Origin of the sequence: Cryptosporangium arvum DSM 44712, from assembly GCF_000585375.1 — a bacterium.
Classification (GTDB): domain Bacteria; phylum Actinomycetota; class Actinomycetes; order Mycobacteriales; family Cryptosporangiaceae; genus Cryptosporangium; species Cryptosporangium arvum.
In genome coordinates this window covers 3865188-3881090 of the sequence record NZ_KK073874.1, presented here as the reverse complement: position 1 = coordinate 3881090, position 15903 = coordinate 3865188, and the positions used below count along the sequence as shown (strand labels likewise).

Genomic DNA, 15903 nt, shown 5'->3' with positions numbered 1-15903 from the left:
GGGTGGGGACATGGCCCGCTGGCAACCGGACGCGCACGCGCGGCTCGAGGACGCCGCCCTCGAGCTCTTCGCCGAGCGCGGGTTCGACGCGGTGTCCACCGCCGAGATCGCCGCCCGCGCCGGGCTGACCAAGGCGACGTTCTTCCGCCACTTCCCCGACAAGCCCGAGGTGCTGTTCTGGGGCCAGGACCTGCTCGCGGCCACCTTCCGGCACGCCATCGCCGACGGCGCGGCGGATGCTTCGCCGCTCCAGCTCGTGCGTGCGGCGGTCCTCGCCGCCGACCCCGTTTTCGACGCCGACCGACATCGCCGTGCCGCAACCCGTCAACGCCTGATCGCCTCTTCGGCGACCTTGCACGAGCGCGCCGTGCTCAAGCGCGCCGTGCTCGCCCGGACGATGACCGAGGCGCTGGAGGCTCGGGACGTCGCCACCCGGACGGCGGAGCTGGCCGGACTGGCCGGCACCGCCACCCTCGACGCGGCGTACGCGCACTGGGCCGCCAGCCCGACCTACCGCGCGTTCGCCGGCTTCGCCGACCGCGAATTCGACCTGACCGTCCGCGCCGCAGCCGGCCTGACCGCGCCCGCGAGCCGGTGACGAGGCCGGGCAGCACCCCGGAACGCGGACCCCGGCGCTCCGGCGTTACTCGATGCGGCTGGCGAGGTCGGAGACGATCGCGCTGATCTGCTTCTCGGTCAGCAGATCCTGGTGCGACTCCAGGTTCAGCGTCCGGTTTTCGCCCAGACCGACGGTGACGTTGGTATAGACGTCACCCTTTTGCCAGTTGCCGTCCCGGTAGTCCCATCGGCGGACAACGAGCTTCTCCCCGTTGGGGCCTTCGGTCATCTTGCAGTGTCCATCCGGGTTGTCGCAGTTCAGGGGGAACGTGGCGAGGTCATCGGGCCCTTCGCCGGCGTTCTCGATCTGGATGACCAGCGCTCCGGGCTTGCCGTCGACGATCAGGGTCGCGCCGAAAATGAATTCGGCCGGGGGCGCGGCTTCCTCATCGGTCACCCGAGGAGGCTTTCCGTCCTTCCATTCGGCGCCGCGCACCGCCTTTTTCACCGCTTCGTCGTAGGCCTTGGTCAGCTCTTCCGCGCTCTTGGCCTTACCCTCAGCGGTGTCCACGACCAGCCGGATCTTGGTGCCGCCGGCCGGTGCCTTGCCGACGACGACGTCATCCCTGGAGGTCGTTCCGGTGCCGAGGTGGCCGAAGCCGGCGATGGTCGCGCCGACCGCGACCACTGCTACCGCCGCCATCACCATCGGGGCCTGACGGATTCGCCGTCGCCGCGTCCTGTCCCGGATGATCGCGTCCACGTCGACCGTCGACGGCGGAGGCTGGCCGACCAGGTCCTCGAACATCTGCTGCGTCATTCTGTCGCCTCCTGTCAGGCTTGGGGAGAGTTGGCGAGCGAGCGCAGCGTGGTCAGTGCACGCGCCGACTGGCTCTTCACAGTTCCGGATGAGATGGCCAATGCCTCTGCCGTCTCCTCGACCGACAGGCTGAAGTAGAACCGCAGCACGACCACCGCGCGCTGCCGCGGGCCCAGCGAGTCGAGGAGTTCGGCCAGCGACTGCTGGTCCTCGATCCGGTGATCCGCGGGCAGTGCGCCGTCGGGCAGGTCGTCGCTGGGTAACTCCCGACGCCACGAGCGGCGGCACTCGTCGGCCCAGGCTCGGGCCAGCATGCGCCGCGCATAGGCGTCGGGGTTGTCCGCGGCGGCGACCTTCCGCCACTTCTCGAAGATCCTGCCCACCGTCACCGAGACCACGTCGTCGGCGGCGTGCCAATCGCGGCACAGCAGGAACGCGCCGCGTCGCCAGCGCTCCATGCGCTCACTCACGAAGACACGGAATTGTTCCTCATCGGCTCTCCGCAAATCAGGCCTCCTCGCCGCACGATGTCACGCCAGAAGGACGGAGGTTCCGCGAAGAAAGGTTGCATGCGCGCGAGAGATCGACGCTCCGAGCCGAGCCGACGCCATCCCGGCCCAGCAGCTGCGCTCATTCGTCGAGCCGCTGTGCGATCCCCAAATATCCCGCGTCCCAGTCGTCATTCGAGGACGCGTTCGCCGCCAGGTACCGCAGAGTATTCGGATCGGCGTCATAGACGTCACGCAACGTGCGGACCCATCGCTCGGCCAGTTCGCACGCAGCGCCATGCGAGAACGGCCAGGCCACCACCACCGAGAGATTCTGATCCACCTCGTCCGGGTCTCCCCAGCCAAGTTCACGCAACCGCGGATCCCCGGTATCCAACGCTTCGGTCAGCAGCCGGTCATCGTGCTGGTAGCACTGCACGTACCCGGCCGCCGCATCGAGTACCAAGAAATCGTCGATCGCCAGCCGGGTCAGCCCCAGCGCCAACGCCTCGCTCAACGCCGCCCATCGGTCAACCGGCATCTTCCAGCTCTCTCAACTTGTCCATCTGTTCCAGATAGGAGGTGCCCGCCCACTCCACTTCCACGGCACTCGGTGATGCCCTGAGCACGATCGAAGCGCCCGTACCGCGCCAGCGGACCTCGGGAAAGGCTCCGGGCAGCCGGCGCGTGGGCGTTCCCAGCACCACGGTCGCCGTGGCCGTCACCGCGGCGAAGACGTCGTCGACCGCAGCCCGGACAATGGGGTCGTCCACACGGAGAGGCGTCAGCATCAACCGCGCCACGTCGATGCCTCCCACCCCGTCGACCTGGAATCGCGCGAAAGGATCCTCCAGGGCAAGACCCGTGTCCGCCGACACAATCCGCTCGGTGCGCCGGGAGAGGGTCCAACCCAGCCGCGAGACGACATCCGCGAGCGCTGTCTCCGTCCAAGACCAACTCGTGTCCGCCAGCGCACGAAACAAGTGCCGGACCATCGCCTCGTCGACCGTGCCCGCTGTCGACACGCACGTCACCTCACTTCTGGTAGCCCGCACGTCGATCTGGGTGCGCACAGTAACGCATGGCGTGCGTCCGAGCCGTTGCTCCGGTTCTCAGGTATCAAGTCCGGCCTCGTAGCCGGCGATCACCAGCTGCGCCCGATCACGTGCCGCCAACTTGGCGAGCAAGTTCCCGATATGGGTTTGAGAGTTCCCCGGCTCACCCGCGACGCCGCCTCGATCTGCGTGTTCGACAACCCTCGAGTGGTCAGCGCGAGGACGTCGCGCTCCCTGGGCGTCACACCATCGAGCACGCGGCGCGGCGGCGTCCGGTCCATCCAGGCAGCGATCAGCCGCCGAGTCACCCGGGGAGCGAGCAGCGACTCGCCCGCGGCAATCGTTCGAATCGCGTCGAGCTATCGCGGGGGCGGGACGTCTCTGAGCAGGAATCCGCTCGCCCCTGCGCGGAGCGCGCGGAAGACATGGTCGTCCACATCGAAGGTGGTCAGCACGAGTATCCGTAGCGGGGCCATTCCGGCCGTGAGGCGTGCGGTGGCGGCTATTCCGTCGCCGTCCGGCATCCGCACGTCCATCAGAACCACGTCGGGCCGCGAGGCTCCAGCGACGGCGATCGCCTCGCGACCGGTTTCGGCCACGCCGACAACCGTGAGGTCAGGTGTCGCGTCGATGAGTTCCCGGACGGCGCCGCGGTACGAGGCTTCGTCGTCCGCGAGCACGACGCGAGTCAGTCGACCGATCATCGGCCCAGCGGAATCACTGCACGGACGGCGAATCCGCCGTCCGGCTGCCCCGGTACTCGGTGAGCACCGACCGAACGTCGTCCAATGCGCTGCGGCCGACCTGCTCGATCGTCCGCAGGGCGGCGTCCTGTCGGGTGCCCAGATGCGTGGCCACCGCGGCATGGGGCGCTGTGGATGGCTAGAACGAGCCCGATTGTGTGAGGGCGGGTCAGGCAAGGGACTAGACACCAGCGCAGTTCTGCAGGCCGGACTCGGAAACAGGCGGAACGATTCGCCGTGGCGGCCGAGGTGGGCTACCGCAACGGCATCGAACGGACGAGATCGGGGCGATTTCAGCAGAGGCGATCATGCTTCGCGGTCAGCTGCCACAACCATGCCCGGGCGGCAGTTGGGACGGACGGACTCTGATCGTGCGAGCCCGGGTCGCTCTGCACCGAACAGTGCGATTCTCCTGCCCCCATACCTCGATCGAAGGGCTCGCCCATGTCCGGCACCGGCTCTCCCGCGGCGGCAACCGGCAGATCAACCGCGTGCTCCACATCATGGCCGTGGTCCAGTTACGCAACGCGACCATCGGACGGGCTTACTACGACCGCCGCAAGAGCGAAGGCAAAACCTCGATGGAAGCGATGCGCGCGCTCAAACGCCGCCTGTCCGACGTTCGTCTATCGCACCATGCTCAACGACACCATGAGAGCGGCCACGGGCTCCCGGACCGGCCCGGGAGGACAACCGGGGACGACTCTTGACTCCATCGCGACCGGCTCACACCCCGACGCCGGCACTTCGGAAAAGTCACTTCCCGGACCCGCCGATCACCACCCTAGAACGGCAGCCGCTGCCGCGGGTTGACACAGAGGGGAGCCAGTTGAGGACGTTCGGCCTGCCGCCCGTCCTTTCCGAGTCCGCTGTCGAGCCCCCGTCGGTTGGTCACCGGAACCGGTGGCTGCCGACGCCGGCTGCCCCTCGTGCGCGCCGCGGTGGGCGCCGCCCGATGCGCAGCCAGGTCCCCGGTCGGGAGGAGCTTGCTGGCTGAGGGCGGTCGGAACCACTGTCGAGTCGTGATCGGCAAGTCTCTGATGTCGGAGCGCAAAGAAGAAGACCTGACGGTCTCGCGTTTGAGTGACGCCTGACGGCTCGTGGGATGCTGCACGCGTGGGGGGAATACAACGAGCGAGCAGCGGGACACTGAAGGTATTCGTGTCGTTCACTGCTGACGACGCCTCATGGGCGGAATGGATCGCGCTGGCGCTCCGCGACGCGGGCTACGACGTGATCTTTCAACCCTGGTCGATGACGCCGGGTACGCAGTGGCCGTCGAAGGTCGACGAGGCGGTGGAGGCCGATCACACGGTGGCCGTCGTCTCGGCGGCCTACCTGGACTCGGCGGTGTGCCGGGCGGAATGGACGGCCGCGTGGGCCCGTGATCCGGTCGGCGACACTCGGCGGCTGATCCCGGTTCGCATCGAGGACTGCGCGCTCCAGGGTGTGTTACCTCAGGTCGTCTACAGCGATCTGTTCGATGTGGGCAGGACGCCGGTCGGGCGCGATCGATTACTGACCGCCGTTGCGGGCGGGCCGGTGGTCGCGGCGGCCGCGCCCGCCCGGCGGCGCGATCATCTGGACCGGCAGCGGGTCCGGATCCGGCAGTACCCACCGGCAGGCGGGTTGCTCGGCCGCGAGTCCGAACTGGCGGAACTGAGCGCCTTCTGCCGTGGCGAGGCCCCCTACGCGTGGTGGGTCGGCGAGGCCTGGGCCGGGAAGTCGGCGCTGATGTCGGAGTTCGCCCTCAAGCCGCCGGACGACCTCGAGGTCGTGTCGTTCTTCGTCGACTCGAGACGGCTGGCCGAGGCGACCGGCGCGGAGTTCGTGGAGTCGATCGGGGCGCAGCTGTCGGATCTGGTCACCGCCGGTCAGGCGGATGCGGCGATCGGCTCGTTCGGCGAGAGCTGGCTGATGCTGCTGGAACAGGCGGCCGAGCGGGTCCGCCGGTCGGGCCGCCGGTTGCTGGTGCTGGTGGACGGCCTCGACGAGGATCGCCGGTCGGCCGGGGTTCCGAGCATTGCGACGTTGCTGCCGATCCGGCTCCCGGACGGCGTGCGGATCCTGGTGACCAGCCGTCCCGAGCCGGGCCTGCCCGCCGACGTCCGCGACGACCATCCGCTGCGCGCGTGCACGCCCCGCCGGCTGGCCCAGCTGGGGTACGCCGCCGACGACGAGCGACGCGCCGGCCAGGAACTGGATGTGCTGCTCGACACCGAACAGGTGCACGGCGGACTGCTCGGATTGATCACGGCGGCGGGGGGTGGCCTCCGACCCGAGGACCTGGCCGAACTGGCCGGGCTCACGCTCCGGGACGTCGAGCGGATGCTCGGAAGTTTTTTCGGCCGCACCATCGTGCGCGTGGCCGCGGAAAAGGGAGGTGCCGCGGACGGCGGCGGGTCGACCCTGACGTTCGCCCATGCCGCATTGCAGGCGACAGCCGAGGCCAGGCTCGCCGACCGTCTCCCGGGCCACCGCCGCGAGATCATCGCCTGGGCGGATGCCTACGCGGCGCGGAGATGGCCGGCCGGGACGACGCCTCCCTATCTGCTGTTCGACTACCCCGGCATGCTGCGCGCGGCGGGCGAGCAGGACGCACTGACGCGGCTGGCCACCGACGCCTTCCGCCACGACCGCCTCTACGCGGAGACCTCCAGCGACGCCGCGGCACTCGCCGAGACCAGGGAGGCGCACGACCTGATCTGCGCCACGGGCCGGCCCGCCGTCGCCGACCTGACCGTGCTGGCCGGGGTCTCGGCCGCCCGCGATCGGTTGCTGCACCGCAACAGGTACCTGCCCGTGACGCTGCCCGCGCTGTGGCTGGCGCTGGGTGACCGGCCCCGCGCCGCTGCGCTGTTCAGGTCGATCACCGACCTCGACCGGAGCAAGGAGGCCCAGCGGGCGTTGAGTCGCGCCGACCCGTCCCCGGAGCCGAGTGCGACGCCACTGAATGAGTACCAGTGGATCCAGGCGGTGGCGCGGGCGATCGGGTCGGCGGTGGACCCCGCGCGGCTGGTCGCCGAGGTCCTCCGGATGGCCGGGCGGATCACCGACCCCTACCAATGTGCCGACGCGCTGACGATGGTCGTCAAGTCGCTGGCCGAGGCCGACCGGGCCACGCTGGCCGAGCCGGTCATCGAGGAGGCGGCGGCCCGGGCGGCGCAGCTCGTGGAGTCCAAGCACGTCCAGGCGATCACCGCGCTGGCGCGGGCGGTGGCCCAGGCCGGCCAGGTCGCGCGCGCCGTGACGCTGGCGCGGACCGTCACCGACCAACGCGAACAAGGCCGCGTGCTCCTCGCGCTGGGGCTGGCCCTGATCGATCTGGGCGTGTACTCCGGCGCGGAGTCGGTGGGCGTGTCGCTCGAGGACGGCCCGCAGCGAGGGAGGGTGCTCGCGGCACTGGCGGCGGCGCTGGCCGAGTCCGGTGAGCTGCACCGCGCCGAGCAGGTCGCGCACCGGATAGGTCACCCCTACTGGGAGACTGCGGCCTGGCTGGACATCGCGGAGATCGCCAGGGACAAGGGCGACCGGAGCACGATGGACAAACTCATGCGCCGGGCCGGGCGGTCCGAGCGGCAGATCCCGCCCGACGACGCCACCTCGCAGGACAACATCCGGTTCCGGCGGGCCAGCGCGCTGGCCCGACAGGGCGACGCGGTGGGGGCCTGCAAGCTCCTCGGCCGGATCAGTACCCCGAGGGTGCGGATCAACGCGCTGCCCAGGGTCTCGAAGCTGGTTGCGGAGTCCCAACAGCCCGCCGGGGCGATCTCCGTACTACGGCTCTACGGCAGCTCTCCCGGCTACGCGAAGGCCAGGGTGAGAGCGACCACCGAGGTCGTCGCGCTGCTGGCCCGGCGGGATGCCACGCTCGCCCGCGAGCTGGCCGGCTCGATCCGGCCGCCCGAGCGGCGCGTCGAGGCGCTGGTGTCGCTGGCTCAGGTGCACCTGGCCAACGGTGACCTCGGTGCGGCGGACGCCGTCGTTGCCGAGATTCCGACCGCGGAGGGCCGGGCCAGCGGATACGCGGCGATGCTGCGCCTGGCCGACGAGACCGACGAGACGCGGATGCGGACGCTGGCCGAGCGCGCCGTCCGCTGTTGCGCGTCGATCGGGAGCCGCGAGCGACGGTCGGCGACGCTCGTCCTGGTGGCCGGCGCCGCGCTCGACAGAGGCCTGATGGACGTCGCTCGTGAGCTGGCCGGGCGGGCCGAGGAGGTGGTCCGCCACGACGACGAGGCCGAAGCGGTCCTCGACGCCTGCGCGGCCGCGCGCGCCTACCAGGAGCCCGACGGCCCGGCCGGGTTGCTGCTGGCCGAGGCCCAGCGGCGTCTGGACCTGATCGGTGACCGGGAGCGATGGCTGGTCGCAGCCCTCGAGGTCGCCAAGACGGCACAGGACGTCGGTGACCAGGACGTCGCCTGGCGAGCCGCGCGTGCGGTCGCCGCGCCCTACCGGCCTGGTCAGTGCGTGGCGGACCTGGCGGTCGCGCTGGCCGACGCGGGCTGCCTGGACCTGGCCGAACAGCATGCGCTCGCGGTCCGGCCGGCCCGGCAGCAGGCGGACGCGCTGGCCGCCGTCGCCGGGGCGGCGGCCAGCGCCGGCCAGGACGCGCACTGCGGCACAGTGCTGGACAAGGCGCGGCGGGCGGCCGACCGGGTCGACGACCTGGCCGATCGGGTCGAGGCGCTGGGGACGCTGGTCGCGGTGGCGAAGGCGGCCGGACGCCGGCAGCAGGCGTGGAGCCTGACGCGTCGGGCCGAGGGCGTCATCGGGACGATCTCGCACCCCGGGCAGCGAGCCGCGGCGCGGGCACGGCTGGCCGCCGCGACCGCCCCGAATGCCCCCCGGCGGACGGATCGCACGACGACGGAGGCGGAAGCCGATCTCCTGCTCGATCCGGGCGAACGTTCAGCCGCCCTCCGCGACCTGGCCTGCGCCGCGGCCGGGGCCGGTGACGAGAAACGCGCCCAGGCGCTGGCCGAGCGGGCCGCCGCACTGATCCCGCCCAGCATCGGCACCGAGTGGTCGATGGGCGTCCAGACCGGCCTGGCCCGGATCGCCCTGACGATCGGTGACCACGACCTGGCCCACGCCGTGATCTGGGCCATGCGCGACGGTGCCGAACGGACGAGGCTGCAGCTGACGCTCGCCGAGGCGCTGGCCGACGACGACGACTTCGCCGCCGGCGGCCGGGCGCCGACCCGGACGGCCGTCCCCGGCGAGCGGAGCAGCACCGGCACGGCTGCCGAGAATCCGGCGCTCGCGGCCGTCGCGGAGGCCCGGCGGCTGGTGGCCGAGGACGGCCTGGCCGCGGCCGAGCAGTGGGCTGCCACGCTGACCGACCCCAGGAGCCGGTGCGTCGCCTTCACGACGCTGGTCGAGGCGGCCGGCGAGCGTCCCTCGGAGACCCGCCGCTTCGGCGAGGAGGCCGCGCGCTGGGCCGACCGGATCGAGGACTCGAAGCTCAAAGCCCGCGCGCTGGCCGCGCTGGCCCGGACCGTCGCGCGGACCGGAGACCGCGTCTCGGCCCGTGAGCTGACCGAGCGCGCGAAGGCGGTTCGAGTGGCCAGGCAGACCGAGGTGCTCGTCGAGCTGGTCAAGACGATGGCGATCATCGGTGACTACCAGCGGTGCCGCCAGCTGGCGCTGCTGATGCCGCAGCCCCAGTCGTCGCGGGCACTGGTCGCGGCGGCCGGAGAACGCTCCGATCACGAGGGCCTGCTGCCGATCGTCTGCCTGGCCCTGCGCAACGGCTCGTGGCGAACCGTTGTGGAGGATCCGCAGGCGCTTCCCGCCGACGTCGTGACCGCGATCGCGGCCGCCGCGCGGAATCGGCTACTGGGCGGCTGATTTCCGCCGGCGCCCACCGCCCCGGTCAACTCACCACCGGGTGGAAGGCCACCCGTACGGTTGATGGGCAACGGCGAGTTCGAGCCGCTTGCGGCTGCCTCTCCGCCGCAGAAATACGACGAGCCAGGCGACGAATCCGGCGACGAGACCCACGCACGGCAGGCCCAGCAGCCCACCGAGCGCGCCCAGGGTGCCGAAGGCAGCGGCGTTGGCGGTCCTGGTCGCGTCGGCGACCACGAACGGCGTCCCGCCGCAGTTGATCGTGTAATAGCCGGGGCTGGTGACGACCAGCCGGTACTGAGCCTCCCAACGCGTGCCGCCCGAGCGGTAGGAGAAAAGGTCGCCCCTGAGCGGGGTGACCTCGACGGAGGTGGCCGGCGAGGCGGTGCAGGGAGGAACGGGGGCGGTGCCTCGAGGCACGTACACCATCCAGTACGTGCTGCTGCTGACGATCGACGCCGACGACTCGGCGCCGCCACGGGACTCGACGGCCACGTCGGGCCGCACACCGACGCTGGCCCACAGGCCGAAGACGAACGCGATGACGCCCACGATGATGCCGAGGACCGGAAGCACGCCCGCCAGCGCATACCATCGCCGGCGCGGGCGCACCTGGGTCGAGTCGATGAGCGGCATCACCACGGCGTCCTCCAGAGCCCGGCTCGACGTTGGCGCCGGCCGCCGTCGTCCTCGGCATTCTCCGCGACCCCACACGTGCTCGGCCATCGCACTGATGGTCGCCTGCCACCACCGTTCGGCTCCGGCGGCGGGAGGAAGCACGTATGGTGTCCGGCGCTGTCGCTCTGACACGTCGGCGAGATCGGAGGCTCCGGTGGATGACGTCTTCTGGGAACCTCGACGGCTGCAAATACGTCGACATCGCCGACACGCCGTTCACGAACACGTTGCCGGTCCGCCGGCTCGGACTGGTGCGCGGCGCTGCCGCCGACATCACCGTCGCCTATGTCGATGGGATGGATCTGCAGCCCTGGCCGGAGCCGCAGCGCTACACGCGGTTGGACCGGGACGGGGCGGACGTCTACCGGTTCACGAGCCTCGACGGGGGCCTCACGGCCGACCTACCTGTCGACGCGGAGGGACTGGTGCTCGACTACCCGGGCCCGATGACGATCAGCGACACGGACATCGCCGGCCGACTCGACCCCCATGGATGCCGCGTTGAGTGAGCTGACCGAGGAAGCCGGTATCGACCTCGGTACCGTCGCTCCCCCAGCGCACTGTCACCTCGACTTCGGCTACGCGTTCACCACCGACGGCGACATCACCGGCCCCCGAGCCGTCACGGGTCAGCGGGGCGGGGTGGCGAGCGGCTTCGTGGTGGCGGGCGCGTCCGGGGTGCAGACGGTCCCGTCCGCGGGCAGCGCCCGGCTGATCAGCGCGGCGTCGACCGCGCTGTCGACGCACGGCGAGTTGCTCGTCCGGTAGGAGCCGTGGCCGACGCCCTCGCGCGTGAGCAGCACCGCCGACTCGAGGGTCGCGGTCGTGGCCACGGCCCAGTGGTACGGCGTCGCCGGGTCGAGGCGGCCACCGATCACCAGCGTGGGCGGTGCGCCGGCGCCGGTGAGCGGCGCGGTGAAGCGGTCGGTGTTCGGCGCCGGCCAGCGGGCGCAGTTCAGTGCGCTGTAGGCGGCCCGGGTGCCCACTCGCTTCGCCTGCTCGACGACGTCGCGGGCGGCGGCGGTGTGCGCGGCGACGTCGGCCGGGGTGTTCCAGTCGGCGCAGCGCACCGCGGTGTGCACCTCGTTCAGGGCGGTCGGTACCGGGAAGGGCGAGAGGGTGACCGCCGTCCACAGGAAGTGCAGCAGCGCCCCGTCGCCCCGCTGCGCGCCGAGCAGCGCCGCGGTGAGAACGGGCCAGGTGACCGCGGCGCCCGCCGCGGCCCGGACGGCCTCGAGTGCCCTGGCGCCGTCGAGCGTGCCGCCCGGAGTCAGGCCCGCCACGGGTTTCACCGGCAGCGGCTTCGCCTCCAGCCGGGTGAGGAGCGTGTCGAGCGCGGCTCCGGGGTTCCCGTCGCCGAACGGGCACACCCGCACGCCCTCGGCGCGGCAGGTCGCCAACCAGGCGTCGAGGGTCCGCTCGCTGGCTACGGCCACCTCGTTGAGGAACGCGAGCGGATCACCGAACCAGCGTCCGGTGTCGACGGGGGCGTCGAGCACCACCTGGCGCACGCGATCCGGGAACAACGTGGCGTACATCCGACCGACCACGGTGCCGTACGAGGTTCCGTAGAAGCTGATCTGCTCCTCGCCGATCGCGGCACGGACCTGGTCCAGATCGCGGGCGACGTTGTCGGTGGAGAGGCTGGCGAGGAACGCTCGGCTCTGGTGGTCGGCGCAACCCCGGGTGAACGCGGTGGCGTCGGCGAGCAGTCGGGGCAGTGGTTTGCCGCCGGGGATCGCGGGGTCGAAGTCGGCGGCCACGGCGTCGGCCCGCTGGTCGTCGGTGAGGCAGCGGACGCCGGAGGAGCGCCCGACGCCGCGGGGGTCGACGCCGATGATGTCGAAGCGGGCCAGCACGTCGGGCGAGAACATCCCGGTGGGCGAGTCCAGCGTCTTCATCAGCTCGGTGGCGGGGTATCCCGGGCCGCCGGGATTGAAGAACAGGGTGCCGATGCGCTGCGCCGGGTCGGTGGCCGGGTGGCGCATCACGGTCAGCGCGATCTGCTTGTCGTCGGACTCGGTGTACTCGAGCGGCACCGGAACCGTGCCGCATTCGAGTGCGGTTCCGCACGGGCTCCAGGTGATCGGCGTGGTTTTCCGCTCCGCCGGCGACGTTGCGGTGCACCCGGTCAGCAGCAGGGCGGCGGTGACGAGCGCGGTACCGAACCGCGACGCGGGGCTCGAACCGAGCAACGGCATGCTCGTCCCTCTCCTTCTCCCGGGGTGACGACGGCGGAGAGTGCTCCGTCGTCGCCGCCCCAGGAGAAACCCGGGTGTGGGAACATACTCAATGCTCGGACCTGGTGACCCACGTCACAGTGTCGTCAGACGAGCGGAACCACCCGCAGCGTCGCCTCCCGCGCCCGGGGCGACGTCATCCGGCGGACGCCGGAGTCGTTGCCGTAGCGCGCGTGCAGAGCACGGTCGACCTCGTCCTCGCGGCCGGCATCGGGGAGGAACGCGACCCGGATGCGCCGACCGTCGACGTCGATCTCGCCGCGGCCGGTGCGGACCGCTCCGCGGTACCAGGTGCCACCGATACCGTTGAGTGAGCGCACGAGCTCGTCCGGCCCGACGCGGACATGTCCGATGAGTACGAACGGCCGCAGCGTCGCGTCGTCCCGCACACCCGCGACACGGATCAGCGGAGCACGGTCGAGCAGTTCCCGCTCGGCTGCGGTCCAGGCGCGCAGCTCCGGTGCATCGGGTGTCACAGCGGTCCTTTCCAGCAGGCTCATACGGACGATCGCTCCGACGGCGCCTCGTCGCGCAGCAGGACGGCGATGGCGCAGCGGGCGCGTTGGAGACGCTCGACCTCGGCCGAGTGGTCGGCGTCGATCTCTCGGAGGACCGCCGGCGCGAGCGCCTCGTCCAGCCCCAGCTCGGCGATCCGGGCCAGCGGGACACCCAGCTCCACGAGCAGCCGGATACGTCGGAGTCGGACGAGTTGCTCGTCACCGTACTGCTTGTAGCCGTTCTGCCGACGCTGCGGCTCCTCGAGCAGTCCGATCCGGTGGTAGTGCCGGATGGCGTTGACGGTGGTGCCGGCCAGCTCGGCGAGCTCGCGGGTACTCCAGGCCACCAGCGCTCCTTCGATGATCGGGCTCGGGCCTGCCGTCAGGCCGCCGCCACCGGCTGCTTCGGGGGCTCGACCGCGGTGAGACCGCCGTCCACCGGAATCGTGGCTCCGTTCACGTACGAGCCACCGGGGCCGGCGAGGAACGCGATCACCTCCGCGACGTCCTCCGGCTGGGCGACGCGGCGCAGCGGGATGAGCGGGATGTACCGGTCGAGGTACTCGACCGGTACGCCCGTGTAGACCGGCCCCGGCGCGACCGCGTTGACGCGCACCCCGGCCGGTCCGTACTCCGCCGCCCAGGCACGGGTCAAGGCGTTCACCGCGCCCTTGGTGGCGGCGTAGACCGCGTTGTTGTCGTCCCCGACCTGGGCGGATCCGCTGCTGACGTTGATCACGCTTCCGCTCCCCCGCTCGGCCATCCGCGGAGCGAGCGCGGCGGTCAGCAGGTAGACCGCGCGCAGGTTGCCCTCGAGCATCGCGTCGTACTGCTCGATCGTGATGCTGGCGCTGGGGCCGAAGCTGGCCACCGCGGCGTTGTTCACGAGCACGTCCACGGCGCCGGCGTCCTGAGCCAGCCGGGCGATGTCCTCCTGCCTGGTCAGGTCAGCGGCGACGAAGCGGGCCGCGCCGCCGTCGGCCCGGATCTTCTCGACCACCTCGGCGCCGCGCTGGGCGTTGCGGCCGGTCACCACGACGCTGGCGCCTCGCGCGGCGAGCGCGACCGCGGTCGCGCGGCCGATTCCGGTGGTGGAGCCGGTCACCAAGGCGGTCATTCCTGCTAAGTCGTTCATGTCTCTCATTCCTCGCAAGGCTCGCGTATTTCTGTACCGACCGATCGGTCCAGAAGTAGTGTAGCGCGGCACGGAGAGTTGTGTATCGATCGGTGCCGAAGTCGCGCCAGGCCTTGACTGTGTTCCCAGGACATGGCTTCCACTGGTTCACGTCGGTCGTCAGGCGGACCGACGGACACCCGTCAGTGGAGGTAAGCGTGTCGCCCAGCGCGGTCATCGAAGTCGACCGTCTGACCATCTCCTACGGAGACTTCCGCGCCGTCGAGGACCTGACCTTCCGGGTCGAGCAGGGCGAGCTCTACGCGCTCCTCGGCACGAACGGAGCAGGGAAGACGTCGACACTGGAGGCCGTCGAGGGTCATCGAAAGGTCTCGTCGGGCGCCGTCCGGGTCTTCGGCGCGAGCCCGGCGGACCGGCGGGCGATCCGGCCCCGGATGGGAATCATGCTGCAGGAGAGCGGCTTCGCCGGCGACCTCACCGTCGCCGAGTCCGTCCGGCTGGTCGGCCGGCTCTCCGGCCGCGAAGACTCGGTCGACCGGGTCCTCGGCGTCGTCGACCTCCACCGCAAGGCCGACGTCCGGGTGGGGCAGCTGTCCGGCGGTGAGAAGCGGCGGCTCGACTTCGCCACCGCGGTCTACGGGAGGCCGGAGCTGATCTTCCTCGACGAGCCCACCACGGGGCTGGACATCCAGTCCCGGGACGCCCTGTGGGAGGCCGTGCGTGACCTGCGCGACCACGGGTCCACTGTGGTGCTCACCACGCACTACCTGGAGGAAGCCCAGCAGTACGCCGACCGGATCGGGCTCATGCACCGGGGAACCTTCCGCCATCAGGGAACAGTGGCCGACCTGACTCGGACGTTGCCCTCCTCGATCCGGTTCTCGCTCGCCCCGGGGGCCCAGGCGCCACCGATCGGCTCCCCGGCGGCCGACGGGCTGTCCTACACGATCGAGACGTTCGAGCTGCAGGCCGATCTCACCGCACTGCTGAACTGGGCCGCCGCGCGCGGCGTCGAGCTGCGGGACCTCTCCGCCGCCCGGACCCGGCTCGACGACGTCTTCCGCGCCATCGAGGCCGACCCGGCCCCCACCCCGACCCGATAGAGGCGTCGCCGTGTTCCCCATCGCATCCAGCGAGTTCGTGCAGATCTTCCGCAACCGGGCGGTGCTGATCTCGACGCTCATGCCGCTCGCGGTCAGCGCCTTCTTCATCTACCGCCGCGACATCTTCGCCCAGCTCGGCAGCGACGGGTACGTGGCGGCGATCCTCGTGATCACGATCGGTGCCTTCAGCCTCTACGCCACCGCGGTGACCACCCTCGCGGCCCGCAGGCAGGATCTGTTCCTCAAGCGGCTGCGCTCGACCACGGCGGGCGACGCCGCGATCCTCTCCGGGCTGACGCTGCCGGTCAGCGTGCTGGCCACGGTCCAGGCGGTGGTCGTGCTCGCGGTGTTCGCCGCGGTGACCGACGGGCCCGCCGACGGCGTGCTCCTGATCGTGGCGATCCTGGTGACGTTCCTGATGATGATCGCGCTGGCACTGGCCACCGCGGGCCTGACCGGCTCGCCGGAGCAGGCTCAGGTCACGACGCTGCCGGTCAGCCTGCTGACGATCGGCGTCGCGAGCTGGGTGGGCATCGCCGGCACGGACGAGCTGACCGTGCTCAAGCGCCTGCTGCCGGGCGGCTCGGCCGCCGAGTTGATCGTGAATTCCTGGAACGGCGGCGTGCCGCTCGCGGAGTCGCTGCCACTGTTGGGCCCGGCTCTGGCCTGGGTCGTGGTGGCCGTCGTGCTCGCGCTGAAGCTGTTCCGGTGGGAACCCCGACGTTGAGGAGTC

General features: G+C 71.2%; 15 protein-coding genes and 1 pseudogene. 5 read left to right on the top strand and 11 right to left on the bottom strand.

Going from position 1 to position 15903, the window contains the following annotated elements; translation table 11 throughout:
* Positions 1–10 precede the first annotated feature (10 nt).
* On the top strand, positions 11–598 hold the full coding sequence (locus tag CRYAR_RS17260) for a TetR family transcriptional regulator (protein WP_035852071.1): 588 nt from the start codon (positions 11–13) through the stop codon (positions 596–598).
* A 45-nt stretch (positions 599–643) separates the two neighbouring features.
* Here the strand turns inward: CRYAR_RS17260 and CRYAR_RS17255 are convergent, their stop codons facing one another.
* The 6 genes and pseudogenes from CRYAR_RS17255 to CRYAR_RS47335 form a co-directional block, all read right to left on the bottom strand.
* Positions 644–1378 (bottom strand): hypothetical protein, encoded by a 735-nt coding sequence (locus tag CRYAR_RS17255; protein ID WP_035852068.1) that lies wholly within the window; start codon positions 1376–1378, stop codon positions 644–646.
* A gap of 14 nt (positions 1379–1392) precedes the next feature.
* The gene (locus tag CRYAR_RS17250; RefSeq protein WP_035852065.1) at positions 1393–1884 is read right to left on the bottom strand and encodes a SigE family RNA polymerase sigma factor; all 492 of its coding nucleotides are present in this window, start codon (positions 1882–1884) and stop codon (positions 1393–1395) included.
* Between the two features lie 124 nt (positions 1885–2008).
* A complete protein-coding gene (locus CRYAR_RS17245) occupies positions 2009–2407 on the bottom strand; it encodes a TY-Chap domain-containing protein (protein WP_157017811.1) in 399 nt (132 codons plus the stop codon).
* A complete protein-coding gene (locus tag CRYAR_RS17240) occupies positions 2397–2891 on the bottom strand; it encodes a DUF6301 family protein (protein ID WP_157017809.1) in 495 nt (164 codons plus the stop codon). Before CRYAR_RS17240 ends, CRYAR_RS17245 begins: the two co-directional genes overlap by 11 nt.
* A gap of 87 nt (positions 2892–2978) precedes the next feature.
* A pseudogene (locus CRYAR_RS50790) lies at positions 2979–3625 on the bottom strand (response regulator).
* A gap of 13 nt (positions 3626–3638) precedes the next feature.
* Positions 3639–3779, bottom strand: a complete 141-nt coding sequence (locus CRYAR_RS47335) for a hypothetical protein (protein ID WP_157017807.1) — start codon at positions 3777–3779, stop codon at positions 3639–3641.
* Between the two features lie 1046 nt (positions 3780–4825).
* On the opposite strand from CRYAR_RS47335, the gene CRYAR_RS43210 reads away from it, so the two are divergent.
* Positions 4826–9517, top strand: coding sequence for a TIR domain-containing protein (locus CRYAR_RS43210; protein WP_051570463.1), 4692 nt, complete (start codon positions 4826–4828; stop codon positions 9515–9517).
* 30 nt (positions 9518–9547) lie between these two features.
* Here CRYAR_RS43210 and CRYAR_RS17225 read toward each other — a convergent pair whose 3' ends face one another.
* Complete coding sequence (locus CRYAR_RS17225; protein ID WP_157017805.1) at positions 9548–10243, bottom strand: hypothetical protein; 696 nt, start codon at positions 10241–10243, stop codon at positions 9548–9550.
* Between the two features lie 56 nt (positions 10244–10299).
* Between CRYAR_RS17225 and CRYAR_RS17220 the strand changes: the two genes are divergently transcribed.
* The gene (locus CRYAR_RS17220; RefSeq protein ID WP_084700625.1) at positions 10300–10704 is read left to right on the top strand and encodes a putative glycolipid-binding domain-containing protein; all 405 of its coding nucleotides are present in this window, start codon (positions 10300–10302) and stop codon (positions 10702–10704) included.
* Between the two features lie 120 nt (positions 10705–10824).
* Here the strand turns inward: CRYAR_RS17220 and CRYAR_RS17215 are convergent, their stop codons facing one another.
* The 4 genes from CRYAR_RS17215 to CRYAR_RS17200 all read right to left on the bottom strand — a co-directional run bounded on the left by CRYAR_RS17215 (position 10825) and on the right by CRYAR_RS17200 (position 14067).
* A complete protein-coding gene (locus tag CRYAR_RS17215; RefSeq protein WP_084700623.1) occupies positions 10825–12396 on the bottom strand; it encodes an alpha/beta hydrolase in 1572 nt (523 codons plus the stop codon).
* Between the two features lie 125 nt (positions 12397–12521).
* Complete coding sequence (locus CRYAR_RS17210; RefSeq protein WP_051570459.1) at positions 12522–12911, bottom strand: DUF2255 family protein; 390 nt, start codon at positions 12909–12911, stop codon at positions 12522–12524.
* 20 nt (positions 12912–12931) lie between these two features.
* Entirely contained in the window at positions 12932–13279 is a 348-nt protein-coding gene (locus CRYAR_RS17205; protein WP_051570456.1) for a MerR family transcriptional regulator, read from the bottom strand.
* A gap of 35 nt (positions 13280–13314) precedes the next feature.
* Positions 13315–14067 carry an SDR family NAD(P)-dependent oxidoreductase gene (locus tag CRYAR_RS17200; RefSeq protein ID WP_035863879.1) on the bottom strand — a complete coding sequence of 251 codons (753 nt, stop codon included), beginning with the start codon at positions 14065–14067 and terminating at the stop codon, positions 13315–13317.
* A 197-nt stretch (positions 14068–14264) separates the two neighbouring features.
* Between CRYAR_RS17200 and CRYAR_RS17195 the strand changes: the two genes are divergently transcribed.
* Positions 14265–15170 carry an ABC transporter ATP-binding protein gene (locus CRYAR_RS17195; protein ID WP_035852056.1) on the top strand — a complete coding sequence of 302 codons (906 nt, stop codon included), beginning with the start codon at positions 14265–14267 and terminating at the stop codon, positions 15168–15170.
* A 10-nt stretch (positions 15171–15180) separates the two neighbouring features.
* Positions 15181–15897: an ABC transporter permease gene (locus CRYAR_RS17190; RefSeq protein WP_035852053.1), complete on the top strand. Its 717-nt coding sequence runs from the start codon at positions 15181–15183 to the stop codon at positions 15895–15897.
* Positions 15898–15903: the final 6 nt, after the last annotated feature.

Excerpts from the sequence above, each read along its gene's own strand:
- CRYAR_RS17260 (WP_035852071.1), top strand. The coding sequence starts at position 11 with ATGGCCCGCTGGCAACCGGACGCGCACGCGCGGCTCGAGGACGCCGCC.
- CRYAR_RS17225 (WP_157017805.1), bottom strand. The coding sequence starts at position 10,243 with ATGGCCGAGCACGTGTGGGGTCGCGGAGAATGCCGAGGACGACGGCGG.
- CRYAR_RS17255 (WP_035852068.1), bottom strand. The coding sequence starts at position 1,378 with ATGACGCAGCAGATGTTCGAGGACCTGGTCGGCCAGCCTCCGCCGTCG.
- CRYAR_RS17245 (WP_157017811.1), bottom strand. The coding sequence starts at position 2,407 with ATGCCGGTTGACCGATGGGCGGCGTTGAGCGAGGCGTTGGCGCTGGGG.
- CRYAR_RS17215 (WP_084700623.1), bottom strand. The coding sequence starts at position 12,396 with ATGCCGTTGCTCGGTTCGAGCCCCGCGTCGCGGTTCGGTACCGCGCTC.
- CRYAR_RS17220 (WP_084700625.1), top strand. The coding sequence starts at position 10,300 with ATGGTGTCCGGCGCTGTCGCTCTGACACGTCGGCGAGATCGGAGGCTC.
- CRYAR_RS17200 (WP_035863879.1), bottom strand. The coding sequence starts at position 14,067 with ATGAACGACTTAGCAGGAATGACCGCCTTGGTGACCGGCTCCACCACC.